The 25,007-nt window shown below is 48.7% G+C and carries 32 protein-coding genes; 9 read left to right on the top strand and 23 right to left on the bottom strand.

Annotation, left to right across the window (positions count from 1 at the left end; genetic code table 11):
* Positions 1-9: 9 nt before the first annotated feature.
* Positions 10-1,440 carry a circularly permuted type 2 ATP-grasp protein gene (locus H6F51_04130; GenBank protein MBD1821686.1) on the bottom strand — a complete coding sequence of 477 codons (1,431 nt, stop codon included), beginning with the start codon at positions 1,438-1,440 and terminating at the stop codon, positions 10-12.
* Positions 1,441-1,597: 157 nt separating this feature from the next.
* Between H6F51_04130 and H6F51_04135 the strand changes: the two genes are divergently transcribed.
* Positions 1,598-2,131, top strand: a complete 534-nt coding sequence (locus H6F51_04135) for a zinc ribbon domain-containing protein (protein ID MBD1821687.1) — start codon at positions 1,598-1,600, stop codon at positions 2,129-2,131.
* 114 nt (positions 2,132-2,245) lie between these two features.
* Here the strand turns inward: H6F51_04135 and H6F51_04140 are convergent, their stop codons facing one another.
* From H6F51_04140 to H6F51_04165, 6 genes are all read right to left on the bottom strand, one after another.
* A complete protein-coding gene (locus H6F51_04140; GenBank protein ID MBD1821688.1) occupies positions 2,246-2,617 on the bottom strand; it encodes a phage holin family protein in 372 nt (123 codons plus the stop codon).
* A gap of 43 nt (positions 2,618-2,660) precedes the next feature.
* Entirely contained in the window at positions 2,661-2,852 is a 192-nt protein-coding gene (locus H6F51_04145) for a YqaE/Pmp3 family membrane protein (protein MBD1821689.1), read from the bottom strand.
* A 54-nt stretch (positions 2,853-2,906) separates the two neighbouring features.
* Positions 2,907-3,461 carry a hypothetical protein gene (locus H6F51_04150; protein MBD1821690.1) on the bottom strand — a complete coding sequence of 185 codons (555 nt, stop codon included), beginning with the start codon at positions 3,459-3,461 and terminating at the stop codon, positions 2,907-2,909.
* Between the two features lie 38 nt (positions 3,462-3,499).
* Positions 3,500-3,766: a DUF1232 domain-containing protein gene (locus H6F51_04155; GenBank protein MBD1821691.1), complete on the bottom strand. Its 267-nt coding sequence runs from the start codon at positions 3,764-3,766 to the stop codon at positions 3,500-3,502.
* Between the two features lie 195 nt (positions 3,767-3,961).
* Positions 3,962-4,375 carry a hypothetical protein gene (locus tag H6F51_04160; GenBank protein MBD1821692.1) on the bottom strand — a complete coding sequence of 138 codons (414 nt, stop codon included), beginning with the start codon at positions 4,373-4,375 and terminating at the stop codon, positions 3,962-3,964.
* Positions 4,376-4,496: 121 nt separating this feature from the next.
* Positions 4,497-5,054 carry a pentapeptide repeat-containing protein gene (locus tag H6F51_04165; GenBank protein MBD1821693.1) on the bottom strand — a complete coding sequence of 186 codons (558 nt, stop codon included), beginning with the start codon at positions 5,052-5,054 and terminating at the stop codon, positions 4,497-4,499.
* 332 nt (positions 5,055-5,386) lie between these two features.
* Here H6F51_04165 and H6F51_04170 point away from each other — a divergent pair, with 332 nt between their 5' ends.
* Positions 5,387-5,722, top strand: a complete 336-nt coding sequence (locus tag H6F51_04170; protein MBD1821694.1) for a Dethiobiotin synthetase — start codon at positions 5,387-5,389, stop codon at positions 5,720-5,722.
* A gap of 21 nt (positions 5,723-5,743) precedes the next feature.
* Here the strand turns inward: H6F51_04170 and H6F51_04175 are convergent, their stop codons facing one another.
* Positions 5,744-6,619, bottom strand: a complete 876-nt coding sequence (locus tag H6F51_04175; protein ID MBD1821695.1) for a DUF2267 domain-containing protein — start codon at positions 6,617-6,619, stop codon at positions 5,744-5,746.
* 243 nt (positions 6,620-6,862) lie between these two features.
* On the opposite strand from H6F51_04175, the gene H6F51_04180 reads away from it, so the two are divergent.
* Positions 6,863-7,351 (top strand): YbjN domain-containing protein, encoded by a 489-nt coding sequence (locus tag H6F51_04180; protein MBD1821696.1) that lies wholly within the window; start codon positions 6,863-6,865, stop codon positions 7,349-7,351.
* A gap of 98 nt (positions 7,352-7,449) precedes the next feature.
* On the opposite strand, the gene H6F51_04185 is transcribed toward H6F51_04180, so the two are convergent.
* On the bottom strand, positions 7,450-7,923 hold the full coding sequence (locus H6F51_04185) for an Orange carotenoid protein (protein MBD1821697.1): 474 nt from the start codon (positions 7,921-7,923) through the stop codon (positions 7,450-7,452).
* A 383-nt stretch (positions 7,924-8,306) separates the two neighbouring features.
* Here H6F51_04185 and H6F51_04190 point away from each other — a divergent pair, with 383 nt between their 5' ends.
* On the top strand, positions 8,307-9,014 hold the full coding sequence (locus tag H6F51_04190; GenBank protein MBD1821698.1) for a lipoate--protein ligase family protein: 708 nt from the start codon (positions 8,307-8,309) through the stop codon (positions 9,012-9,014).
* Here H6F51_04190 and H6F51_04195 read toward each other — a convergent pair.
* The 3 genes from H6F51_04195 to H6F51_04205 are packed head-to-tail and all read right to left on the bottom strand — an operon-like array spanning position 8,998 to position 10,808.
* Positions 8,998-9,558, bottom strand: coding sequence for a molybdenum cofactor guanylyltransferase (locus tag H6F51_04195; protein ID MBD1821699.1), 561 nt, complete (start codon positions 9,556-9,558; stop codon positions 8,998-9,000). The two genes, H6F51_04190 and H6F51_04195, sit on opposite strands and share 17 nt — an antisense overlap.
* The gene (locus H6F51_04200) at positions 9,558-9,950 is read right to left on the bottom strand and encodes a TIGR02588 family protein (protein MBD1821700.1); all 393 of its coding nucleotides are present in this window, start codon (positions 9,948-9,950) and stop codon (positions 9,558-9,560) included. The genes H6F51_04195 and H6F51_04200 overlap by 1 nt, the downstream gene beginning before the upstream one ends.
* A 9-nt stretch (positions 9,951-9,959) precedes the next feature.
* Positions 9,960-10,808 (bottom strand): TIGR02587 family membrane protein, encoded by an 849-nt coding sequence (locus H6F51_04205; GenBank protein ID MBD1821701.1) that lies wholly within the window; start codon positions 10,806-10,808, stop codon positions 9,960-9,962.
* A gap of 75 nt (positions 10,809-10,883) precedes the next feature.
* On the opposite strand from H6F51_04205, the gene H6F51_04210 reads away from it, so the two are divergent.
* Positions 10,884-11,201: a TIGR03792 family protein gene (locus tag H6F51_04210; protein ID MBD1821702.1), complete on the top strand. Its 318-nt coding sequence runs from the start codon at positions 10,884-10,886 to the stop codon at positions 11,199-11,201.
* 50 nt (positions 11,202-11,251) lie between these two features.
* Complete coding sequence (locus H6F51_04215; protein ID MBD1821703.1) at positions 11,252-11,602, top strand: zinc ribbon domain-containing protein; 351 nt, start codon at positions 11,252-11,254, stop codon at positions 11,600-11,602.
* Positions 11,603-11,604: 2 nt separating this feature from the next.
* On the opposite strand, the gene H6F51_04220 is transcribed toward H6F51_04215, so the two are convergent.
* The 7 genes from H6F51_04220 to H6F51_04250 all read right to left on the bottom strand — a co-directional run bounded on the left by H6F51_04220 (position 11,605) and on the right by H6F51_04250 (position 19,104).
* Positions 11,605-12,282 (bottom strand): GvpL/GvpF family gas vesicle protein, encoded by a 678-nt coding sequence (locus H6F51_04220; GenBank protein ID MBD1821704.1) that lies wholly within the window; start codon positions 12,280-12,282, stop codon positions 11,605-11,607.
* A 58-nt stretch (positions 12,283-12,340) separates the two neighbouring features.
* Positions 12,341-13,534, bottom strand: a complete 1,194-nt coding sequence (lpxB, locus tag H6F51_04225; GenBank protein ID MBD1821705.1) for a lipid-A-disaccharide synthase — start codon at positions 13,532-13,534, stop codon at positions 12,341-12,343.
* Positions 13,531-14,340, bottom strand: a complete 810-nt coding sequence (gene lpxA, locus H6F51_04230) for an acyl-ACP--UDP-N-acetylglucosamine O-acyltransferase (protein MBD1821706.1) — start codon at positions 14,338-14,340, stop codon at positions 13,531-13,533. Before lpxA ends, lpxB begins: the two co-directional genes overlap by 4 nt.
* Before the next feature lie 53 nt (positions 14,341-14,393).
* On the bottom strand, positions 14,394-14,897 hold the full coding sequence (fabZ, locus tag H6F51_04235) for a 3-hydroxyacyl-ACP dehydratase FabZ (GenBank protein ID MBD1821707.1): 504 nt from the start codon (positions 14,895-14,897) through the stop codon (positions 14,394-14,396).
* A gap of 35 nt (positions 14,898-14,932) precedes the next feature.
* Entirely contained in the window at positions 14,933-15,787 is an 855-nt protein-coding gene (locus tag H6F51_04240; GenBank protein ID MBD1821708.1) for a UDP-3-O-acyl-N-acetylglucosamine deacetylase, read from the bottom strand.
* A complete protein-coding gene (locus H6F51_04245; GenBank protein ID MBD1821709.1) occupies positions 15,788-18,220 on the bottom strand; it encodes a BamA/TamA family outer membrane protein in 2,433 nt (810 codons plus the stop codon).
* 155 nt (positions 18,221-18,375) lie between these two features.
* On the bottom strand, positions 18,376-19,104 hold the full coding sequence (locus tag H6F51_04250; protein ID MBD1821710.1) for a phosphoribosylaminoimidazolesuccinocarboxamide synthase: 729 nt from the start codon (positions 19,102-19,104) through the stop codon (positions 18,376-18,378).
* A gap of 227 nt (positions 19,105-19,331) precedes the next feature.
* Here H6F51_04250 and H6F51_04255 point away from each other — a divergent pair, with 227 nt between their 5' ends.
* Entirely contained in the window at positions 19,332-19,586 is a 255-nt protein-coding gene (locus tag H6F51_04255; protein MBD1821711.1) for a hypothetical protein, read from the top strand.
* 205 nt (positions 19,587-19,791) lie between these two features.
* Positions 19,792-20,763: an ABC transporter substrate-binding protein gene (locus tag H6F51_04260; GenBank protein MBD1821712.1), complete on the top strand. Its 972-nt coding sequence runs from the start codon at positions 19,792-19,794 to the stop codon at positions 20,761-20,763.
* A 180-nt stretch (positions 20,764-20,943) separates the two neighbouring features.
* Here H6F51_04260 and H6F51_04265 read toward each other — a convergent pair whose 3' ends face one another.
* Genes H6F51_04265 through H6F51_04275 form a run of 3 tightly spaced genes read right to left on the bottom strand, consistent with a single transcriptional unit; the run spans position 20,944 to position 22,987 of the window.
* Positions 20,944-22,059: a 5-(carboxyamino)imidazole ribonucleotide synthase gene (locus H6F51_04265; GenBank protein MBD1821713.1), complete on the bottom strand. Its 1,116-nt coding sequence runs from the start codon at positions 22,057-22,059 to the stop codon at positions 20,944-20,946.
* Between the two features lie 9 nt (positions 22,060-22,068).
* The gene (locus H6F51_04270) at positions 22,069-22,593 is read right to left on the bottom strand and encodes a pentapeptide repeat-containing protein (protein MBD1821714.1); all 525 of its coding nucleotides are present in this window, start codon (positions 22,591-22,593) and stop codon (positions 22,069-22,071) included.
* Positions 22,544-22,987, bottom strand: coding sequence for a cobalamin biosynthesis protein (locus tag H6F51_04275; GenBank protein MBD1821715.1), 444 nt, complete (start codon positions 22,985-22,987; stop codon positions 22,544-22,546). The genes H6F51_04270 and H6F51_04275 overlap by 50 nt, the downstream gene beginning before the upstream one ends.
* Before the next feature lie 177 nt (positions 22,988-23,164).
* Here H6F51_04275 and H6F51_04280 point away from each other — a divergent pair, with 177 nt between their 5' ends.
* Positions 23,165-24,133 (top strand): tetratricopeptide repeat protein, encoded by a 969-nt coding sequence (locus tag H6F51_04280; GenBank protein ID MBD1821716.1) that lies wholly within the window; start codon positions 23,165-23,167, stop codon positions 24,131-24,133.
* Here H6F51_04280 and H6F51_04285 read toward each other — a convergent pair.
* Entirely contained in the window at positions 24,130-24,684 is a 555-nt protein-coding gene (locus tag H6F51_04285) for an FHA domain-containing protein (GenBank protein MBD1821717.1), read from the bottom strand. The genes H6F51_04280 and H6F51_04285 overlap by 4 nt on opposite strands.
* Positions 24,685-25,007: the final 323 nt, after the last annotated feature.

Genomic DNA, 25,007 nt, shown 5'->3' on the forward strand with positions numbered 1-25,007 from the left:
TCTAATCCCTCAACTCACAACCCAAGTATCCTTATAGCCGCCACCCTGCGATGAATTCACCACAAGCGACCCTTTCTTCAGCGCCACACGGGTCAATCCTCCCGGAGTCACATAAATATCCTCACCGTAGAGAATGTAGGGGCGCAAATCTACATGACAGCCCTCAAACTCATCCCCCATCAACGCGGGAACTCGCGATAAAGATAAGGTCGGCTGAGCAATATAGTTGCGTGGAGCCGCTTTAATTTTTGCTGCAAACGCTTCTCGCTCTGCTTGGGTTGACTGCGTTCCGATTAGCATTCCGTACCCGCCCGATTCACTTGCAGATTTGACCACTAACTGATCCAAATTTGCTAAAACATGATCTAACTGCGATCGCTCCCAGCATAGATACGTGGGCACATTCGAGAGAATCGCATCTTCGCCCAGATAATACTGAATCATCTGCGGCACATAAGCGTAAATCACCTTGTCGTCTGCGACTCCGGTTCCGAGCGCATTTGCCAGCCCCAAGCGCCCCGATCGATACACCTCCATCAATCCTGGAACACCCAACAACGAATCTGGACGAAACGCCAACGGATCAATAAATTCATCATCAATCCGCCGATAAATCACATCCACGCGCTTCAAGCCTTTTGTGGTTCGCATCTGAAGATAGCCATCGGACACCACGAGATCGCGCCCTTCCACCAGTTCCACGCCCATCTGCTGCGCCAGATAAGAATGCTCAAAATAAGCAGAGTTATAAATTCCAGGTGTGAGTAAGACAACGGTTGGATTATCAATGTAATCGGGTGCAAGATTCAGCAAAGTTTCGAGCAGGTGGCTCGGATACTCTTCGACGGGCTGAATTTGCATTCGGTTAAATACAAGCGGCAGCGTACTTTTCATAATCCGCCGCCCTTCTAGCACATAAGACACCCCAGACGGGCAGCGCAAATTGTCTTCGAGAATGTACCACTCTCCAGTGCGATCGCGCACCAAATCCACGCCGCTAATGTGCGACCAGATGCCTTTGGGGGGCTTGAGATCCATGCACTGCTTGAGAAAACCTTGCGACGAATACACCACATCTGCCGGAATCACACCATCACGGACAATTTTCTGATCGCCGTAAACATCCGCGAGAAACTGATTCAGGGCATAAATTCGCTGCTTCAGTCCTTTTTCTAGGACTTGCCACTCTGAAGCCGCGATCGTCCGGGGCAAAATATCAAACGGAAAGATCTTCTCTGTCCCCTGATTGTCGCGGTACACATTGAAAGTCACACCCATTTTGAACAGCGCAATCTGAGCCGCCTGCTGCCGATGCTGAATTTCTTCAAGCGACAGTGAATTGATGCGATCGACGAGTGGAATCGCTTCCGGGCGAGGCGAACCCGGCGCATGGAATAATTCATCGTAAAAATGCCCCGGATCATAATTTGCTAGCTTCACAGTCAATCACCCAAACAAGCTACTTGATTAATAGGATTGTCTGAACTTTCTAAGCTGTAAAGCTGAATACGAAAATAGTCGTGCCAAAATCAAGAAATATGACAGAATTGCTCGATCGAAGGGTGAACGGTGCAAGGTGAAGGAGTGGAATTCTGCCATGATTGCGATGACTTATGTAGCAGATTTAGGACAAGGACAAACTTTAGCGATCGAGAATGCGAGGACTCAAACTGTGATTACTTGGGAAACCAAGAGCGCAGGACAGCAGCAAAGTCAGCAAATGAGTTTGTCGCTAGGTCAGTGGTCAGCCTCTCCGATCGTGTTTAGAATGTCCTTCGGTTTTATTCTGCAAATTGAGTCGAACCAACGTGCTTATTACATCCGTCTGCAAGCAAATAGCATTAGCTTATTGAGTGAAGTACCCTTGATGCTGGGAGCGCAGGAGATTCCGTTGCGGAATGTTGCAGCTTCTAGCATGAAAGTGTCAGAGATAAAGCCCTTAGAACCGCTCCGAATGGGCAATATGTCGATGCAGATGGAGCCGATGCAGATGAGCATGGGCGAAATGAAGATGAGTATGGCGACTTCTAGCAGTAGTAGTAGTGCGATCGCTCGCTACTGTCGCAACTGTGGCAGAGAGGTAGGAGATCGCGATCGGTTTTGTTCTCAGTGTGGTGCGAAGCTGAGTTAGGGGTTCTAAGTCCATTGGAAATGGGCTTTCGTCGATAAAAAAAGCAGTGTCTTTGGCTAGCCGAAGACACTGCACCCTTGTAGAAATAGAACCATTCAAGTCAATTGAAATCTGTTACTGCTTAGCAGGCAACGCACCCATCCCTTTCTCCACAAAGTATCGATCGAGGAATGTGGTAGCAAAAGACAGAACCACAGGTGCCAGAATGAATGCAAGGAACCCGTGAACCGCAAAGCCAGGAACAAACAGTGAAGCCAGCCAGAAACACATCCCGTTAACAACGAGCGAAAACAATCCAAGCGTCAAGATGTTAATCGGCAAAGACAACAAAGAAAGCACAGGCTTAACGAAACTATTGACCAATCCAACCGAGACGGCAGCAATCAACGCAGCAGGGAAGCTTGCGATCGTCACACCCGGAATCACCAGATCTACAACGAGTAAGCCGAGCGCAGTGGTCAACATCGTGAGCAAAAAGGTAAGCATAGGAAGTTCTCCTGGGTAGATAGTTAAACAGAGTGAATCAATGCTAGACAGAGCCTGTAGGCTGATTGAGTTTTGCATCTGCCTTAGAAATTGCCCACAGTGCATGAATAATCCCAGGCACCCAGCCGAATAGTGTGAGTGCAATGCTGATCAATAGCGTAAAGCTAAAACCATAGGTAAGAAACACTGCAACAGGGGGCAGAAGAATGGCGAGGAGTAGTCGGAACAGTTGCATAAAATTGTCCTCATCGTGAATGACAAAAATGGGTAAGACTCCAACCTTGATGACTTAGGTTCTATCCGACTGCTGCACTGTACGAATGGCTGCACTCAGACGTTGCTTAATCTGCTGCCGAATCTGCTGTTCTTTGCGAGCCACCAAAGTACCTTGGTCTGCAACCTTAAGCTCGATTTCAGCTTGTTTCTGCTGCAGTGGAGCGGTCTGGATTGTTGCTGCGTTGGCTCTAGACTTGGCGTACCAGATTCGGAACTGTTCTAAACGCTGTTGAATAGTTGCATATTGATTACGCAGCTGTGCATGATAAGCATCACCATAGCGATCGGTTAGCTTGGCATCTAACTTAAGCAGCAAGCTTTTGATCTGCTTAGCAATTTGGGTTTGAGTAGCCGTTGTCCGGAAAGGCGCTTTGGCTGTCTTTGATGCAGCGTTTTGGCTGGCAGTTGAAGTCGTTTGTGAGTGTGTAGAGCTTTCATCTGTGCCTGCTTTTAGCTCTGTGATCACAGCCGCAGTCGCACTTTGAATGATTTGGAAAATTCTAGCGGTGCGAGTTTCGCTTTCTGCTTTGATTTCTTGCGAGTTAAGGCGATCGTTCGGTTCAGTCATCATTCACCTTCCACCTAAATAAAGGATTGCTAATTGATTCAGTTAGCTGCGATCGAGTCGAGATTGCTCGCTTTAGCTTTGCGGTTTTTGAGTTGCTCAACCAGAATCTGAGAGACTTCGGCTGCTAATACACTCACCACAATGCCATCATCAATCCAACCAAGAACTGGAATTACATCAGTTGCAAAATCAATTGGGCTAACCAAATAAAGCAAGCTTCCGGCAATCACAATCCAACGATATTTAGAGTTGCGGAGAAGTGCGCGGTACCAGTTGTACAGGGGCTGGGCGATGACTTTTTTCACTGAAGGACTCTTTCGACCGACAAGACTATCTTGACAGATCTAGAAGCAGCAGTCTGGTGTGGAAAACCCTTGAAGTTGGTGTATTCTTACGACCTACTGGCATTCCTGACAGCGCAGGAATTGAGACCAAAATAGGGTTGCTACGATCGTCGTAGCAACCCCGCGAACACTAAGAATTTAAGCGCAAAAAATAGCTTAACTCACAGGTGAAATCTTTAATACCTCATCTAATAGTTGTCTTGCTGCCTGTGCTTTTTCCAATGCTGCTTGATGATCGCTATGAGCGCGAACTAAGCGCATTAAACCTCCAACTCCAGTTTTAAGCTGGTCTAACTCTTCTCCACTGACCAATTCCCCATCCAGCATTCTCAGCAGCAGGGGTTTGATGTCGCCTACTTCCTGCCGCACCTTTTGCAGCTTTTCAACGGTACTGAGCAGGGTTTTTAATGAGTTGAGAATTTCGTCAATATCTTGAGGGGCTTCTGCCGCATCGGGTGAGGTTTCGGCTGTCTCGATCGATCTCTCCACATCTTGCTCTTCTACATCTTGCTCCTCTAAATCGATCGACGACTCCAGCTTCTCAGCTTTTTGCGTGTTCGTGCGTGGCATATCGTGGTTCCTTCGGATAAGGCTGAATTTAACTTGCTCAACCCACTTATTAAAGCATTGATTTGACGAGGTACAAGCTTAGAAGTAGTACGATCAATGTTCTTAGGTCTGCTGTAGACAATCAGGTCGCAAGGGTTGGATCATCGCCCTCTAGAATTGTGCCCGTGAGCGTCGTATCTCTCAGATTCGCGCCGCTTAAATTTGCGTCTTCTAGTTCTGCATCGGCGAGATTTGCGTGATCGAGTTCAGCATTAGCAAGGTCAGCTTCACTCAAATCAGCAGATTCCAAGTCTGCACCACTCAGGGTTGCCTGGCTGAGGTCTGCTTGCGTTAAAGTTGCTTGAGCTAAATTTGCGACTTCGAGATCTGCATAGCTCAAATCTGCTCGATCGAGCAGTGCACTTTCTAAAATTGTGCCTTCTAACATTGCATCGCTTAAGTTTGCCCCAGTGAGAGTCGCTTGGCTAAGGTCTGCTCCACTCAAGTCAGCGCTACTCAAGTCTGCATCAGTCAGATTCGCGTTTCGCAAAATCGCTCCTTCTAAGTTTGCGCCTGCAAACACTACAGCGCTTAAATTCATGCCTTCTAAGTTCGCTTCAGCGAGATCTACGTTGCTGAAGTCCCGTTCTCCAGCCTCGTAGCGTTGCTGTAATTCTTGAATGTCGATCGGTTGTGTCATAACAGTTCTTTTGTTGTTAAAGAGTCAACATCACTGCATGTTGTAAAAGATACGTGCGTTCGACGCATCGACTCGCTACGTTACTCATCCGCCCCGGAATAGAATTCCGAGCTAACCGTGCGAAGTCCTGTGAACAGGACTAAGAGCAGATTTCAGGGCTACAGTCCCCCTCAGTAGACTTTGTTCCATTGAACCCAAAATAGAATTTGGGGCGGGACAGAATCGGAGTGAGAGGCTCTGTCGAACTAACGTTAATCCAAGAAATGAGTTTTTAAGCAAAATTGCCAATTCGCGCTAAAGTGATACAGTCAATCTCTTTGAAGCGCTCGATCGTGGATTACGAAACTGCTCGTCGTTTACTCATCGATCACACGAATGTTAACGCTGCTGATACCTTCCTCGGACGGCTAAGGCAGGGTCAACCCCCTTTGCCGGGACAAGTCACTTCGATCTTGCTGGCATTGAAGGTTGTATTTGACGCGCTGAAAGATCAAATGGTAATCGATCGACAGCTAGCGACTGCATTATTTCTTGTTTCGAGTGAAGCAAGACAGTTATTTAACGGCGGACTGGCAAAAAGCTTAGAGTGTCCGCCGTTGCTAAATGAGGATTTAGGAAGAATTACGATCGCGGTAAAAAGCATTTTCTCAGGCACTTGGCAGGCTTAATTCCGCGATCGCTGCTATTCGCTACGCTTTTTCCCACAGTTCCCGAACCTTATCGGGCAAGAACTGTGCAACTTCTTGAATGCGCTCTTGTGAAAGCTCATCTTTGGTGGCTGAAAAGACTGCCGAAACGACTTGTTCAGGCGTAGTGTTCGGTTGTAAGCCAGCTTCTTGTTTGACTCGGAACAAGAATGTATCTGCTTTAATTTTCAGAGGCGGACGAATGTGGCTGAGGAAATGCACGATCGGGTTTGTATCTTCCCACAAGTCAGAGACTTGGGTTGCAAGGGGTGTTGCCGTGTAGAGGGTGCGATCGGGGTTGCCTTCATCAAGCGGCACATGCAGCTCTTCGGAGACATGTTCGACGGCTTCATTGGTCATCATGTCGCGCATGGTACGGAAGACCACTTCGGTAATGTCGCGAGCATCATACAGGTCAGAAATTCCGCCTTTGAGGGCGACTTTTTCGAGGAAGGGCGTGTCTTTGGTCGCGATCGGAACCGTTTGCCCCTTTTGCATGGTTTTCGGCGGATTGACTTCCATATCTCGGAGCATATCCCGCCCCCGCTGAGTCAGTTCCGCCTTTTTGAACTCAATTAAATGCGGCAATGGGCCATCAGGCGCACCATAGGTATTGGCAACTCTAAAGCCAAACTCTTCTTCATTCACAGCATTCGGCACGTCGTCTTGATTGCCGTAAGCGTTTCCGGAGAATTCAGCGTTAATGTACTGTCTTTGGTTGAGATAGTCTAAGTGACCGAGAAACTCAGCAGGAGTCATGGGAATGCCAGTAAAGTCGGTTTCAGTAAACTTTACTGGATCAGGGCCAGGGCCTTGATCGCTCTCATCAATCTTTTTCAGCATGATGTAAACCACGTCGTCGCGGATCGTGATCGTCATAATTCTTCTCCTATAAATTGGGACTCCCCAACTATTCCGCGATCGGGCAGAATCCATCATCCATCATGTGAGACATTCGTAACTTTGATCTGCGTCTACCAAAAGTAGGAAGACAAACCGATCGTTGCTCCGCACTTTTATAGTAAAAATGAAGAAATCCCCAAGGCGGAGGTAAACTAGGGGCAGATAGCGCTACCGTAGACACAACTGTAGACACAACTGCGGATTTTTACGAGCGACTGTATGACGAACTATCAACAAACTTTGGAAACTTCTGGCGCAAACACAGCCGCGCTGGGCAGTGAAGCGATCGCTAGCGTTGACCTGATTCAAGTGATCGAAACGGTGATCAGCAGCTTAGACCAGACCGATAGCGCAATGGTTAGCCACACTGAAGGTGAAGGTGGTTATGTTTGGAAGTTCAAATATGGCAGCGTAGAAACCTTCGTGCAGTTGACTGGTACAACTGATGAAGATACGTTGACTGCGTGGGCGAGTGTTCTAAAGCTACCTGTGCAGAATGAGGCGCAATTAACGCGCAAATTGCTGGAGATGAATTGGTTAACGACGCTGGAGGCGCACTTTGCGATCTTTAACGATCAAATCGCAGTGGTTTCTTCGCGCACGGTTGCAGACTTATCACCGGGTGAGATTTCTCGATTAATTACGCTTGTGGCGACGATCGCAGACGAAAAGGACGATGCTTTACGAGCAGAGTTTGGCAGCGCTTAACTCAGACAAAAGTTCAAGTCCAAAGCTTCAAGTCTAAAAGCTTCAAGTTCAAAAACTCCAAGAGTTCTAAACCCTTGGAGTTTCACAGCATCTAAAAATTATGCTTTCGATGTTGTACCCATGCGTTGTACTCCGGCTTGCATGAATCCAACTCGTTCTTCAAAGCTCAGCCCAGAAATAAAATCGCTAAATTCATGGGTTTGTTGTGGCAGTTTGTAGTCTGAAGGAACGTTAATGATCTCGCCGCTTTCCATGCCCTGTCCTAAAAGCAGCCAGACTTCAATTCGCGCACTGTTGCTCATTGCACTATAAGTCTTTCCAAATTCGCTGTCTGCGCCGCTGAGAATATCGCGTTGTGCTTGCAGTTGCTGTTCTTGGGGAAGAGCCTTGATTTCACCATAAAGGATATGAGCAAGATTATCCGCAGTTGCAGGGGGAGCAGGTGTTAGCTCATCTTTGATGTCTAGATAGCCATACCACAGTAATGCAAGCTGAGTGTCGATGTCGTAGCGTTGAAACATTGATAACGCGCGCTTAGTATTTTCGCTTTGAGAATCAATTGCGTAAGACATAAAGCTCCTAGAAAATATGTGTGAATGTCTTCACGGTAGTTGTCGGACTCGATCTCTTAACCTTGCAAAAGATAGATACGATACAGTTGCCTTTTAACAGATGTTGGTTCTTATACCGAATTGATCTTTAATCGCTACAGATCTTGCAAGCCCCCTAAATCCCCCACAAGTGGGGGACTTCAAGCCAAAGAAGGATTGAATTCTCAAAGTCCCCATTCTGGGGGATTTAGGGGGCGGAGGATCTGTAGCATTAACAAATTGATTGGGTATTAAAGCTGCGATCAGACGGATTGAGCCTATTTTCTCTACAAGCTTTTATCATTGCTACACTTTTATCACTGCTACAATAGAAAAAGAAGAAGCTTGAAACTGAGCTTGATTAGATGAATGAGTGGCGGTTGATTCCCATAATTCAAGCTCCTGGACAATTGCAAATGGCGATCGATACCTGGTTGCTAGAGCAGCATCGATCTGGCTCACATCCACCCACTTTGCGCTTTTATACTTGGTCGCCCACCGCCATCTCACTCGGCTATCATCAGCGCCATTATCCTGATGCTTGGCAGTCTTTGGCTTGGAATGGAGGTGCGATCGACCTTGTGCGCCGTCCAAGCGGAGGTCGAGCCGTGTTGCATCAGGGTGATTTGACTTACGCTGTGATTATGTCTGGCTTGGGGCAGAAGCGAATGCAGGCATATCAAGCGATTTGTGAGTTTCTCATTCAGGGATGGAAGCGGTTAGGCATTCAGCTACAGTACGGGGACGCAGGACGGGGATATATTCATAATCCCAACTGTTTTGGGACTGCGACAGGGGCAGATTTGATCACACTTGACGGGATTAAATTGATTGGAAGTGCTCAGTTGCGGCGAGAGGATGCGATTTTGCAGCATGGCTCAATGCAGATTCAAACAGACGTGGAATTGTTTGAGCAAGTGTTTGGTCAACCATTAACGTTATTGGAGTTAACAGTTTCGATCGAGACGATCGTAGAGACGCTAATTGATGCTGCAAGGGATTGTTTTGGAATTGATTTTACAATTCAGCCTTTAACAGAATTGGAATGGAATCAGATTACTGAACTTCTTTGAGATCATCCGGAGTATTACAGTTTAAGAGCATTTGCCGATCTCGAAGCTGTAATTCCTGCACCGTTTCAGAATCAAGCCACTCCTGAAACGATCGCTTTCCTCCCGCAATGTAGCTTTGCAAGCTGGAGAGTCGATCGCGGCGATAAAATCCACACAAAGGCTCCCATCCTTCCTGGCTTCTCGCGACCACAATAGGCACGTCGGAAAGTTGTGTCGTGCATTCTTTAAGTGCTTCACCTTCTAATCGAGGTAAATCACAAGCCAGCAGTAACACCCAGTCCGTTGAAACTTGCGTTAGAGCTTCAGAAAAGGCAATCAGGGGCGATCGTGGGCTTGTTTCTTGAATCCACTGCACCCCTGAAACAATTGATTGATAGCGATCGCACCAAGAAGTCACGATATAAATCAAATCAGTACAGTGCCTTGCTGCATCACAAGTTCGTTTTAGCAATGGAACGCCATCTACCTCAATCAACGCTTTATCGCGTCCCATGCGGGAACTTTTGCCGCCTGCAAGAACGATCGCACTTAGAGAATGATTCATCACGGAATTTTATAGCTTGCGACTCGGACAACTAATTGACCCTGACGCGGATCGCGCTGAAACACAAATGCACCTTCTTCCTTCTCACCCCTCGATAAGAAATCAATCTGCTGGTCACCCGATTCTAAAACGCGATCGCCCGCCTTTAATTCTGCAACCACTTGCACTGATTCTACAGTTTCACCGCCTGTATTCGTCACTTCAAAGGGGACATAAAATTTCCCATTCGTATTACGAATCTCACGCTGTTCGATTGAAATGGCGGCAGGTTCATAGCGCTCGCTAACCCACACATAAATCACCAAGCCAGCGATCGTGCCCAAAATGCTGCTCGCAATTCCAAACGTGATCCATTCAGCAGGCGATCGAGTTTCTCGTTTTGCTTGTGGCATCCTTTTCTCCTAAGCTGCTAATCGTCCTGCTGCACCCCCAACCGCCGCAGGCAATCCGAGTAAAACCGTGTATCTTAGCCACAACTGCCACGGATCATCGAAGTGCAGCTTTTGAAAGAACACTAACATCAGCATTGCAGCAAACAATGAGACTAAATAGGCTGCGATCGTTTCACCCCAAGGACGCTGAAACACACCCTTATGCTGATAGCGCTGGGATTGATTTGTGAATCCTGCCGCAAACACAATGCAGTACGACACCAACAAGGATGCTGCAATCATCGCAAGCAACCATCCACCTGTTACCGCTGATGCCAACATAGGAATCTCATCAGTGGGGGCAATGTTAAATGCAATCACAAGCGCACCGATTAAAGTCGCTGAAATATCCGATAACGTTGCATTACCTTGACGTGCAGGTGGATCATCACCCGATCGCGATTCATCTTTCCCTAAAAACTGATTCGCCAACGCCACACCGAATGTAAAGGGGACGCTTTCGTAAATCAATTTACCCAGCACTTCAATTAACGGCGCATCGAATCTGATTTCTCGCAGTAATACTAAGGTTGCACCACTACACACTAAACCGATCGCTAAAGCTTTAATCGTATCTTTCACAGCATTGATCGTTCTGATATCGTTGCCGTGACGAAATCCCGAAGCCTGGTTTAATAGCAATACAATTAAGAATGTCAATACTAAAGCAAATAGCATTCTGAATGGACTGACATAGGAACCAATCCACCAAACCTCCATCGTATAAAGCAATGGAATCCCGAGCAAAAAACCACCCGATGCGCCCCGAACTAAATCTGTTAGCTCAGTTTTCCACTGCTTGCTAAGATGAGTCAACATAAGCAATGCCCGAAGCGTTAGACTCTAAACTAATGAGTTTGCGATCGTGGTGTCATTCCTCTACAGATAGAAAGTATGGTTATCGAATGGCTGAAAGTTAAAGTTCCGCTAGAACTTCGGGAAACTTATATTCAAAAAGATGCTGAGATTTGGACAGAAACTTTGTCAAAATATCCAGGCTATGTCGGTAAGGAAATTTGGTTCAATCCCAAAGATGACACCGACTTGATTATGGTGATTTACTGGCAAACCAAAGACGCTTGGAAAGGCATTCCCGCCTCGGTTCTCGAAGAGACTGACCGACGATTCACAGCAGCAATGGGACAATCCTTCCCATTTGCCGAAGAAGGCGAATATCAAGTCCGCAAATTTAGCGAACCCTCTGTGAAGTAAAGCTACGCACTCTATGATTAGCTACGCACTCTATAGTTAGCTACGACTCTATGATTAACTGTCCTCGCTGCGGTCAATCCGTTCGATCCGATGCGATCGCTTGTCCTCGCTGTCGCACCTCACTCAAAGCTCATGGTCATCCCGGCATCGTACTTCATCGCGCTACCGGAACCGAGCCCCTCTGCAAAACCTGTATCTATGATGCAGATGATACCTGCAACTATCCCCAACGCCCTGATGCTTGGGAATGCACGATGTATCACAATGCCACAGTGCCGATCGTTAGCAATCCATCCCGGTATGAAATGACTCCGGCTGCTTGGGCACGACGAAACGCGGGATGGATTGCTTTAGTGATTCTACTTGTATTCAGCTTCGGCTTAGCCTTATCGCGCCGCTAGTATTACACAAAATGATACGGCGGTAATGCTTCTCCTAATCCTAATTCCCATTGTGGATATTGATTTTGCCATTTACTCAGATGTTGATAAAGCGACATCTCATCCTGTTTATTAATCAATAAATACAGCTTCTCAACCCCATCTGAACCTGCTTTGAGTTTGGCATCCGGATAGACCTGTTCAATTTCTGCCAAAATCTGCTGAAATTCCTGCTGTTGCTGGTCTTTTTGGTCGAGATGCGCTTGATACTGCTGCTTTTTTGCCTGAAAGTAATCCCGTCCTTTCGTGCTGCCATTCATTTCTGGATTGCTTGGTAACTCAAGCTCGATCGGGGTTAGCTTCAGCCGATATTCTGCCTTTCCTTCTAGCTGATTCAGCTTGCCTAAATACTTGTCGCGATTTTCGTTCAGATGAGCAATCAGATGATCGCGAGACAAAAACTGTGTTCCAAACCGAAGCGGCAAAATCGTCACTTGCCAAAACAAATCACAAATCACGCGATCGTGCGCGAGCACGGCTTGCACCAATCGGTCATCATCGTTCTGCACCGCTTCAAACTCTAACTCTGGTTCCACCAAAGCTGCTAAAGCACCCGTTTCAATGACTTCTAAATCCCCGTCAATTCCTGCACTCAGCTGTAGCGGTGTAGTTGGCGTTTTGAAGAAAGCGTAGGTATACATGGCTCGAACGATGCTCCATTCTGAGTCTATGCGATCGTGCAGGTTTTCCTGGTGAACTTCATACGAAAGTTTGGAATTCTGGAGCCTCACAAAATCCTAACCGCGCCAAAATCGATCGCGCGACGCGATCGCAAGCTCCTTCTCCACCTAAAGCCTCTCGCATCTCTTGATAGTCCGCAATCGTTTTCGCTCGATGTTCAGGATTGAGCAACTCTAGTGCCGACTGCGTTAAATTTTCAGACGTGGCAGCATCTTGGATAAATTCGGGCACGATCGCTTTCATGTTGACCAAGTTTGGCGGTGACGCAAACGGTAACTTGAGTTTGAGGATATGCTTTGCCACCCAATACGTAAACGGAGATAAGCGATACATCACGACTTGCGGCACATCAAGCAAGGCAATTTCAAGATTGACTGTGCCAGATTTTGTAATCGCCAGATCTGCTGCTGCAATCGCATTTAACGGTGAACCTTCGACAATTTGAGCTTGCAGTTGGTATTTCTCAATTCCTTGAACAATCTGCGATCGGTATTTTTCTAGCGATAGTGGAACCAGAAACCGTACACCAGGAATCTTTGCTTGAATCTGCTGCGCTGCTTTGAAAATTACAGGCATCATATATTTGATTTCCTGTTGGCGCGATGCCGGAAGCAGCACGATCGCGGTCTGATTCGGTGCAATTCCTAATTTCGATCGAGCCGTTGATCGATCGGGTGCGTTGCTCATGCGATCGATCAAGGGATGTCCGACAAACGTAGCGTTCGCGCCGTTTGATTTGTAATAGGCTGCCTCAGACGGAAAAATTGAATAGATGCAATCACTAATTTGCACAATCCACTGCGTTTTTTTCTCGTTAATTCGCAAAACCCATTCTTGCGGTGCAATAAAGTAAGCCGTTGGCACATCAGGCAAGTATTTGCGAATGTGTAGCCCAATACTGATATTAGGATCACTGTAATCAATCATTACCGCAAAATCGGGTGGATTCTCGCGGAGATACTGCTTAGCGCGACGTTGAACGCTCAAGGTCGGCAACAAATACGGTAATCCTTCGATAATTCCAATCGAACCGATTTCCGTTGTATTGCCGAGCAATTTCGCGCCTGCGGCTTCCATCCGAACCCCGCCCAGCGCTAGCACCTCAATTTCTGCTCCCAGTTGCTCCGCTTGGGAATACAGCGCTCTCACCAGCATTGCCCCTTGCAAATCGCCGGACACTTCACCCGTACTGATAAAAATCCGCTTCTTCATGAGCTTCTTACCGCTGCGCTCGGTGTCAGTCCTCTACGCCCGGGCGACAAAGAGAGTTGAATAAACTGCTGCAAATGTTGAATATGCTCGTTTTCAGGCAGCAGATCTAATTGCTCTAGCCCCTGATTCATCGGCAAACCAGACCGAAACACGGTTCGATAGGCTTTTTTCAGCAAATTAATCTCTTCTGCCGAAAAGCCCGATCGCTGCAATCCGATCTGATGAAACGCCCGAATCCGTGAAGGATTGCCCTCGACAATCACAAACGGCGGCACATCGCGATCGATCCGACTCATCCCTCCGATCATCGCGTGTCGTCCAATCCAGACAAACTGATGAATCCCTAAGACCCCACTTAATCTTGCTTTTGATTCGATATGGACATGACCCGCCATCTGTACCGAATTGGCGATAATCACCTGATCTTCGATCACGCACTCATGCCCGACATGCACATATGCCATCAGCAAATTGCCGTTGCCAATCAGCGTAATGCGATCGGCAAAAGTCGGGCGATGAATCGTGACAAACTCACGAATCTGATTGCCATTGCCAATCCGCACCAAACCGAGTGAGCCATCGTATTTCAGATCCTGCGGCTCAAGCCCGATCGCCGCTCCCGGAAAAATCTGATTGCGCTCTCCCATTTCCGTCCAACCCTCGATCACCACATGATGCCCGACAACCGATCCCGCGCCGATTTTGACATGCTCTCCAATCACCGCATATGCACCAACTTGGACGGTTGGATGAAGTTGAGCATTCGGGTGAATCACAGCAGTCGGGTGAATCAAGGTAGTGGTCATAGATAGAGGGTAGAGGAACAAAGAGAAGGGGAAATCAGCGCATGGGGCTGTCTTCAATCGACGAGCGCAAACATTAAATCACCTTCACAGGCAAGCTGTCCGTCAACTTCGGCACGACCGCGCATCTTCCCAAAACGACGTGCTTTCACCGAGAGCAGTTCCACCGTCATGACCAGTTGATCGCCTGGCACAACCGGACGACGGAATCTGACTCCATCGATCCCAGCAAACATGAAGAGACCGCCTTGCACATCTGCCATTTGAGTAAGGACAACGCCGCCGACCTGTGCCATTGCTTCAACAATCAGCACTCCCGGCATAATCGGACGACCCGGAAAATGTCCTTGAAACTGCGGCTCATTGAACGAGACGTTTTTAATCCCGGTTGCCATTTTGCCAGGAACGTAATCGATGATGCGATCGACGAGCGCAAACGGATAGCGATGCGGCAGCAGTTGATGAATTTCTTCGACGGTGAACGTCGTTTTGATGGCAGTTTCAGCCGGAGCGTCTAGATTCTCGTTCGGGGCAGTGTGGGTTTCAATCAAGGTTGACATGGGCGTTCCAGTTAAAGAGCTAGAAAGGGGCAGACTTAATGAGATGAGAGATTCGACAGTTGACGCACCAGTTGAGTATGTAACCCATGGCTCGCCTTGTATGCCAAGAAGTGAGCGGTTGGAAACGTCCCCAGTAAACTGAGATCTCCTATTAAGTCTAGAAGTTTATGGCGTGCTGGTTCATTTGAAAACCGCAATGGTGGATTAATCCATCCCTCAGCGCTACACACTAAGGCATTTTCAAGCGAACCGCCTTTTATTAAACCATTTGCTCGTAACTGTTCGATCTGATGAGCAAATCCAAACGTCCGCGCTGGCGCAATTTCCTCGGCAAACGTGGTGGGATCAAATCGCCAACTGTGCCACTGATTGCCGATCGCGCTCAGTTCAAAGTCAATCCCGTAAGAAAATCGCAGTTCCAGAGCGGGGAGTGCTGCCACAAACGCATCCCCTTGCCGCACGAAGACAGGCTCGGTGAGGGAGATCGGTGAAGTCTGTGCCGTTTGCCCGATCGTTCCCGCCTGGAGAATGGCTTCCGTCCACGATCGAGCCGATCCATCAAGGAGCGGCACTTCTGCTCCATCAACTTCGATTCGCACATCATTGATCCCCAGCCCTGCAAGCGCGGCTAGTAGATGCTCAACAGTGCGAACTTTTGCTGCTCCATTCACAAGTTCCGTCGAAAGCATGGTTTCTCGAACTGATTCAATCCGAGCCGGAATCTCCGGAGCATCAGGTAAATCGGTTCTAACGAAATATCGCCCTCGTCCGGGTTCTGCGGGCAAAACTCGCGCCGTTGTCAGGTCTCCAGTATGCAGCCCGATTCCAGAGCAAGAAAAGGGTTGAGCAAGCGATCGCGCCTGTGTGATGCAGCCCTGTGTGTTGACCATTTAGAAGCGTTCTCCAAAGCCAAAGCGAATGTTGCTTCCGCCGCGATCGTTAAAGCCAAAGTCAATCCGAATCGGGCCTAGCGGGCCTGCTTGCACTCGGACTCCGACCCCGTAGCCGAATCCACTTCCGGGCTTACCCCGCGTTCCGGCGGGATCGCCCGGAACCGATCGACCCGATCCTAAATCTGTTGCCGCATCCACAAACAGCGCTCCTGAAATAATCGAGAAGACCGGGAATCGATACTCTGCGGTAGCTTGCAAGAAGCTGCGACCGCTGCCCAAATCGCCTTCATCGTAGCCGCGCACCGAGTTCGTTCCCCCCAGCGGAAACGCTTCATACGGTGGCAAATCTCCCACGACCGTTCCGGCTTGGACATTAAACGCAAAAGCTTGGGCGCATCGTCCCTGCGGGGTTTGCTGTTGATCTAATCGACGCGGATCGCGATCGCGGCACTCTTGCGTGAATTTAGTCAGGCGCGTCGGAATGTAGAAGCTGTAGCTTCCTCGCAGTCGATTGAACAGAATGCTACCGGAACCAATCGGCACCGATTGCTCGGTACTCAGTTGCAGCACTGATCCACGAGTCGGGCGGAGGAAATCATCGCGTCGATCGCGTCTGACTGAAAGCTGTCCAGTCAACAAGTCATCCTTACCCGATGGGTCAAACGTCAATGGTTTTCCTCGTTCGTCCACGGTGCGACGAATCCCTTCCGCATCGCTTGCGGTGACGCGCTGATACTGCAAACCAAGCGAGGCTGTCCATTCTGCCCGTTCAAACACATTTCTCGATAACGGACGAGCGAAGCTGATGCCGCCTCCGGTGCGATTAATTCGGGGAAGGTCGCGATCGACGTTCGGCAATCGCACTTCTGGGTCGCCCCCGTCGAAAATCAGCGAAATCGTTCTGCGGCGAAACACACTCAAGGTGTAGGAGGTTCGGAACGGATCGCCACCAATCCACGGGTCAGTAAAGCTCAATTCGTACTGCTGATCTCGCTGACCAATCTGCACCTCAGCGCTGAGCTTTTGATTATTGCCGCCCACGTTTTGCTGTCCATAGCTGACGCTGCCGAATAGACCACTCGCAGAACTAAAGCCGCCCGCAAGTCCGATGTTTCCGGTATTGCGCTCAACCGCATTCACTACCAGAACCACTTTGCGCCGATCTTCACCGACATCAAGAGAGGGACGTAAATCTTCAAACAGCCCCAATCCGAATAATCGCTGGAAGTCTCGCTCTAAAACAGTGCGGTTAAAGACTGATCCTGGCTTCAGTTCAAGCTCGCGAGTGATGATATATTCGCGGGTTCTGCCTCGAATCGGATTACCTTTTGCATCCTGAGCGTTGCCTTCTTTGTTGATAAATCGCACCTGAATCCGCTCGATTTCTCCTTCTGCAACCTGTAAAATGACGGTTCCATCCGGATTGACCTGGGGCTGCTGCGCGTTAATCACCTGTGCCAGCACAAAACCACGGTCTTGGTAAAACTTCGTAAGTTCTTGAATTCCAGTTTGCAATTCCCGGAAATTCGTGATTTTGCCGTACTGCGGGCTGAAAATTCGGTTTACCTCTTCCGGCGGTACGACTTTACTGCCTTCAAGCTGCACCGATCGTAGGACTGGATTCGCCGCCACTTCAAACGTCACCCGGACTCCAAGCGGGGTATCTGCTGGAGTCGCTCTCACGGTCGAAAAGAATCCGGTTGCAAAAACTGCGTTGATGTCGTTCTGAAGCTGAGTGCGCGTGGTTGTCCGTCCTGCCTGAGTTTGAATCACTCGGTAAACTTCCTGCTGGAGTTCAGGACTTACCCCTGTAACGACGACTTCAGAAACTAGTACTCTAGGTTCATCTGGAGCAGGTTGAGCAGGCTGTGGCGGTTCAGTTGGCTGAGCAGGCTGCTGCGGCTGAGCCGGTTGACCGGGTTGCTGCGGTTGCACCTCAACGGGCGGAGTTTGTTGCCCTTCGGTCGGAGGGGTTGTTGTCCCAGGCGGAGTTTGTTGTCCTTCAGTCGGAGGAGTTGTCGTTGAACCTGGCGGAACACTCGGCGAACTCGGCTGATTGGGAATGGTTGGAATATTTGGAGCCGAGGGCGCGGGGGCAGCAGGCGAGGTATTGATTTGAATGCGATCGGGCGTTTCTTGCTCGATCGAGCTACCCGCTTGAGCTACTTTCTTGAGCGGAGTGAGCGATTGAGTTCCCGCCGAATTTTGCATCACCGGAATCGCTTCGACCACGACATCGGTTCCCACAGGCTTCACGGTTGCGGGGACGCTCTTTACGGTCGATGCCTTTAGCACAGGGGAACCTGCTCGCGTCGTCGATTTTGCCTGCGGTTGGGCTGGCTGATTGGGCGATTTTGCTAGGGCAGAACGAGATAAGCCAAGCGTCGCCGTTAACGCAAACGCAGCCATCACAACAGGAGATAAGCGCATAGTATTCACAGGTTTTCGCACGTCCTCACACTTTTTCTGCTCAATGCAGACACAACATCAAATAGATTCCGATTAAACGGCAAAATTGTACCGCACCCTGAGTATCGTTACTCATTCCGGGTAGGACTGATTTTAAACTGGTCGATGCAGAAGCATCATACAGTTTGGTTGAGTACCCGTTGCATGACTTGCCGATACGCATCTTCAACGTTGCCAAGGTCGCGGCGGAATCGATCTTTGTCCAGGACTCGTCGATCGGGGTCAGTTTCTGCCTGATTCCAGAGCCGACAAGTATCCGGGCTGATTTCATCAGCAAGTAGAAGTTGACCTTGAGCATCGGTGCCAAACTCTAATTTGAAGTCAACGAGCGTAATCCCACATTGCTCAAAAAAGGCTTGTAGCACCGTGTTAATTTGCGTTGCCATGCTCTTAAGCTGATCGACTTTGGCGGCTGATGCTGGATCAACCACTTGTAAGCGATCGAGCGTGAGCAGTGGATCACCCAGCGCATCGTCTTTGAGATAAAACTCGACAAGCGGCGGATTGAGTGGGGTGCCAAGTTCCAGTCCGGTTTGTTGACAGAGACTCCCGGCAGCAATGTTCCTGACCACGACTTCTAATGGAATGATGGTGACGGCGCGAACGAGCATTTCGTTCCCGGAGGTGCGATCGATAAAATGCGTCGGGATGCCGTTTTTCTCCATCAGTTTGAAGAGGTGCGATGCGATCGCGCAGTTGATTTCGCCTTTGCCCTGAATGCTGCCGCGCTTTTGAGCATTGAATGCCGTTGCATCGTCCTTAAAATAGGTCAGCAGCACGTTTGGATCGTCGGTGCTATAGAGAATTTTGGCTTTGCCTTCGTAGAGTTTTTGACCAACAGTCATGGTGGATGGGCTGAATTTTAAGCTTCATCATTCTACCGCCCTCGTAGCAGGGTAATTAATTCAAGCGCTCAAACTCCAGTAGCTCCCAAATCGTTCTACTCGTTGCCTCACTGCAATGTAAATTTCTCATACAACCTCTCCGGCGAAGGATGAGAAACAGTATCATAAGCTACAAAATTATGTTGCGTCTGAGATTCGGCGCACTTTTCGCCTCAGAGAGCTGGATTATGTCACTTGAATCAGAATTTGCTGCGATTAGCAGTTCTATCGCCACATGGGAAAATTTTCATGGATCGATTCCCTGTGCTCCCCGCTTCACGCCGTCGATGTGGGTGCAATTGCTCAAGCCACCGACCGCTTACAGTTTTGATCAAGCCTGGCTGCTGTGCCAATGTGCAGAAGATCAGTGGCTTGCCTGGGTGCCAGACTATGGTGAAGTGTGGCTGACAACCGACGAGTTTTGCAGCCTGACAGAGGATTAGCGGCGCTGCTCCACCTTGGGAAATATAGACAGGATTGTAACTTTAGTCTCTAGCGGAACAAAGTAGGTTTGGTTTCGCTTCTGATTACTGAAGTTCGTAATATTCTCGTCCTACAATTAATTGTCAACGTCAGTCTGAGCAGCGTTAATTTGAGTCGATGCTCGTTGGACTGATGGGGTTTTGTATTTCCCAAGGATTCCTGAAAATGTTTAAGCGTCGGTTTGTTAGCCTGCTCGTATTTGCGATCGCTCTATTTTGGACAGTTGCCTGCTCCACTCAAGAACCTCAACCCTTAGCGGTTTCCACCAATCCTTGGTCTGGCTATTCCGGGCATCATGTTGCGCTTAAACAGCAGTTTTATCGGGAAGCAGGACTGCAAATTCAAGACTTGCTGTTTCAGTCCAATACCGAGCAAATCGATGCGTTTTTGGCAGGTAAAACCGATTTGGCTTGGATGACCGCAGGCGATGTGATCCAGATGATTGAAAAATCGCCGGATTTAAGAATTATCTTTCTTTGCGACTACTCAAACGGCGCAGATGGCATCCTGGGACGGGGCATCAAAACAGCAGCCGATCTAAAAGGCAAAACGTTGGCGCGTGAAGATGTGCTGTTTGAGAAAGTGTTTCTCCGGGCATTTCTTGAGAGAAACGGACTAACCGAGAAGGATATTAAAATCAAAGATATACCTGCTCCGGCGGCTGCAACTGCATTTAGCACCCAACAAGTCGATGCCGCCGTAACTTATGAACCCTTTCTAACCAAAGCAGTCAAAGAAGGCGGCGGAGAAATTATCTTTAGCTCCAAAGGCACTAATTTGATTGCTGATGTCCTGGTGACGCACAAAGATTTGATTGCAAACCGTAGAGAAGATTTGATCAAATTTCTCAAAGCCGCCGACAAAGGGATCAAGCTGCTGAAAGCGAGAAATGAAGAAGCAATTTTTGTCGCCTCTAACCGGTTGGGCATTCAACCTGAAGAACTGCGAGAACAACTGAAGGGAATTACACTATTTGATATTGAGGGCAACAAGGCGATCGCGTTCAATCTGAGTCACCCAAACAATGCAATTAAGAGCTTTGAACTTGTAGCGAAAGCGGCTTATGACTTCAAAGTGGTGCCACAGCCCCTTGATGTTCAGTCACTGTACGATGACTCTCTTGTGAAAGCGCTTTAGAAATTGTTAGATCTTCAGGTGCTTCTCTTACTGCTTCAGCAACATCAGTAGACAAGCTCAATTCAATATAAAACTGCTAGATCCGCCCTCACCCCAACCCTCTTCTGCGGGAGAGGGAGCCAGAAGTCCAGTTCCCCTTCTTCCTTGAGAAGAAGGGGCGAGGGGATGAGGGGCTTCAGTCTACTGAGAAGAGGGATACCAGAGTGATTCGATCGCACTTGCCACGTCTAAAGCAGATTTCCGCAGATTCACAGCTGAATTTAGTAAAACTGTGACGTGTCCTAGCTTACGACCAGGGCGGGATTCTGACTTGCCATACCAATGAATAAACGAGTTGGGCAGTTGCGCGATCGCCGCTCTTTTGTCTAAATAATCACTTTCTGCCCGCTCAAATCCCAGCAAATTCACCATCACTGCTCCAGGACAAATCAGCGCTGCGTTCCCCAAAGGTAAACCACTGACAGCACGAAGCTGCTGTTCAAACTGTGAGGTTTCACAAGCCTCGATTGTATAGTGTCCCGAATTGTGAGTTCGCGGTGCAATTTCATTCACCAAAACGCGATCGTCTTTGGTTAAAAAGAGTTCAATTCCGTAGATTCCGACCACTTCTAGCTGATCGAGCAAGGTATGAGCGATCGCCGAAATCTCCTTTGCAACGGATTCCGAAATTTCAGCCGGAGCAATCACGCGACGACAGACTTGGTTCTCTTGCTGAGTCTCGACAACTGGATAAACAACAATCTCGCCCGTGATCGATCGCGCTGCCATCACTGCCAACTCACGCTCAAACGGAACGAACTCTTCTAGCACGATCGGCACCGCATCGAGTTTTGTCATTGCCAGATCCCAAGCCGCTTGATCTCGAATAATCCAGGTTCCCTGACCGTCATATCCTAAGCGGCGAGTCTTCACAACGATGGGAAATGAAACAGGTTGCTCTCCAGGTTGCCAGAACTTTGGAGTGGGTAAACCATTCGCTTTGAGAAAACAGCGCTGATCATACTTATCTAAAAGCGACTTTAAAGCAGACAGGCTAGGACGAAAGCAAGCCGATCGGATCTGAGACAGAGCAGCGAGATCTACGAATTCGTTTTCAAACGTGATCACATCCACCCGATCGCTTAACTTTGTCGTCGCGGCTGCATCGTTGACGAGCGCAAAGAGGGTATCTTGGGCGATCGCCACTGCCGGATCATCTGAGCTTGGGGTTTGAATCACCAATTCTAGGTTCAATTTTTTAGCGGCATCTGCCATCATCCAGGCTAACTGTCCGCCGCCAATTACTCCAATTCGCATACTCGCCTCCTAAGATGGACAGCCGAGCGATTCCCGCGTGTCTGCTCCAGTTTTAGAATTCGTCCCCTGCGCCACTTTGCACAACTCGCGAATCTGAGCGCGATCGAGAATCGCTCCGGTAAAATCTGCCCCCGTGATATTAACATCGAGAAATGCACTCCGTAGCAGCATCGCATCGGTCAGATTCGCATCGCTCAAATCGACGCGCACCATCGGCACTTGATCAACCATCGCCTGCTGCAAATTCGCGCCGTGTAAATTCGTTTCCGTCATATTCGAGGCACTCATTGCTGCACCAGCCAGATCAGCACTCGAAAAATTTGCATCGGTCAAGTTGGCGTTGGTAAATTCGGCAAATCGCAGCGTCTGTCCGGAAAAATCTTGTCCCCTGACATCGGCATTACTGTAGGACAACGGCGGGCGATACTGCTGATCGTAGCGTTTCCCCTGAATGGGATCAGCGATCGCGCTCATCATCCAAACGCTACAGATCAAAATCGTGAGTAGACCGATCGCAAATCGCTGCATCCTCATGTCCTACCGCCAAATCAACACTTTTCAGCTTACCTGGAATTTCCGCGATCGCAAGGGTTACAGCTTTACCGATCGCTTGCTTGGGCACTCGCAAAAACCCCGATCCGGCGGCGCACAGCGCTGCCGCTTCTGCGACACTCCGTGTTCCAATTCGGTCGATCGAGGGATTTGGCACCGGAATCGCCTGAAGCTGCTCGGCTGAAAAAAAAGACAGCGAGAAATTGTAGTCTTGGCAATATTCTAAAAGTCCGGCTTCATCGAATTTGCGCTCGACCGTAGCAATTCCGATAATTTCACACTCGGATAGCTGATACTGCTTTAGAACTAGGGCGATTGCGTCGGCGATCGTTGCTTTTGAAACTCCACGCCGACAGCCGATTCCAATCCAGAGCATCAGTAAAACCCACAAAGACAAAATGAAATTTTCACGAAACCATGATAGAACTTAAAAGTTCGTACAGAGCTACCAGGCTCTATTTTGCATTTCATCTCTCTTAATGCAGAATAAGACGGATCAGGGTGCGATAGATACAGGATTACGACTTGTCACTAACCTATCGAGGCACCAGCAATGCAAGTTTCTAAACGCTCAGTTTTTCCTTTGCTTCTGACCTTAACGGCTGCGGCATTGACCACCGGATGCGACGATGCTTCCGATGCAGTTCGCGCTTCTACCCCACAACTGAAGACCGATCTGGCGCTAGGCGATCCGGCATATTACGTAAACTTGGGTCACGAACTTCAGCAAAGCCGCAAGTACGACGAGGCGATCGCCGTCTATCGTAAAGCAATCGTCCTTGATATGGAAAACGCTGATGCCTATAACGGCTTAGGTGAAGTGTTAACGACTCAGCGCCGTACCGAAGAAGCACTCGCTGCCTACCGCCGCTCGATCGACATCAATCCCAAAAATGCTGCCGCTTATAGCGGGTTGGGAAATGCCCTCGCCGATCGCAAACGACTCGAAGAAGCGATCGCTGCCTACCGTCGCTCCATTGATGCCAACCCGCAGCAGATGAATGCTTATACGGGACTCGGTAATGTCTTGACGCAACAAAAGAAAATTTCGGAAGCGATCGCGTCCTATCAACAAGCCCTAAATGCCCCAGAGAAAACGGAAACAGCGCAAGCGATCGCATTTGTCGGCTTGGGTCGGGCACTACAAACGCAAGGCAGAGTTGACGAAGCCCTCAACCTGTTCTATAAAGCAACAGAAATTGCGCCAGAGTACACGTGGGCGCACGTTTTTCTGGGTCATACGCTGGCGAACCAAGAGCAATTCGATCAGGCGACCGCCGCTTACCAAGCAGTCTTGAGACAGCCGAACGAACGCAAAAGCAACCTCGGCAGCAGTCACGCGATCGCGCACAACGGGCTAGGCGCAGTGCTGCAACGGCAAGGGAAAATGAAAGACGCGATCGCTCAGTTTGAGAAAGCAGTAGAAACGGATTTGAATTACGAGGCTGCACACGCCAATCTGCAACGAGCAAAGCAGCTATCCGCTCAGATCCCGTCGCTGACCGTGAAAAATTCGATCTAAGATTTTTCCGAAGCGCGAGTGGGTTCGTTCCACCCGTCAAACACCTCTTTCGTGCTGACCACAAAAAACTCGATTAGCAGATGACTCAGCGAGATCGAATCGCCATCTAGGAGCGATCGCCGCTCTAATGCAGGCAAGCGTTGATGGTTGAGAAAGGTGCCGTTGCTGCTTCCCACATCCATTAGATAGAATCCTTCATCCACACTGTGACCGATGACCGCATGACAGCGTGAAACCGAAGGATCTGGAACCACAATCGCGCACTTGCGGCTCCGACCAATCACCCAAGTAGAAGCAATCGCACTGGGTTGAGAGTGATTTGGATTCGACAGATTTGTGGCGAGAAAAGCAGTTCGTCCGGTCGTGACTGCCTGAATGTAATAGGACGTAGCGCAACGCTTTGGAGCATCAAGAATAGGCTCAACCAGGGTCGAAATTTTATCGATGTCATGTCCGCAATCGACTAGAAGCGATCGCGAAATCGCCGGATAAGTTTGCAAGAACTGGAGCGCACGATCGCCACTATTGTTTGGTTGCGGCAAATTTAACATAGCTGGTGTCCGAGCGTTAAGCGTTGAATAAGGTAAAACATTCTGTTGGACGACGACCCGGTTTTGAATTTAGCGACAACCCACGAAGCTGCAAGATTCCTTAAATATCGACATGAACATCTATAGAACAGAAGTTATAAAAATAATAAATCGCCTGCTTGCGAAAGGTGGGCTAGGTAGAATAAATCCTACCTTTTGATAGGGTGCAAGCATTTGAGGCAGTTTTTCTTACAAGCTTCATACGGAAGCGATTACGGAGAACGTTGTTTAAATTTTTATCAAGTCTAAGTAATCTAGCCACCAGAGTATAACGCTTCTATGAA

The sequence above is a fragment of the Cyanobacteria bacterium FACHB-DQ100 genome (assembly GCA_014695195.1).
Lineage (GTDB): Bacteria > Cyanobacteriota > Cyanobacteriia > Leptolyngbyales > Leptolyngbyaceae > Leptolyngbya.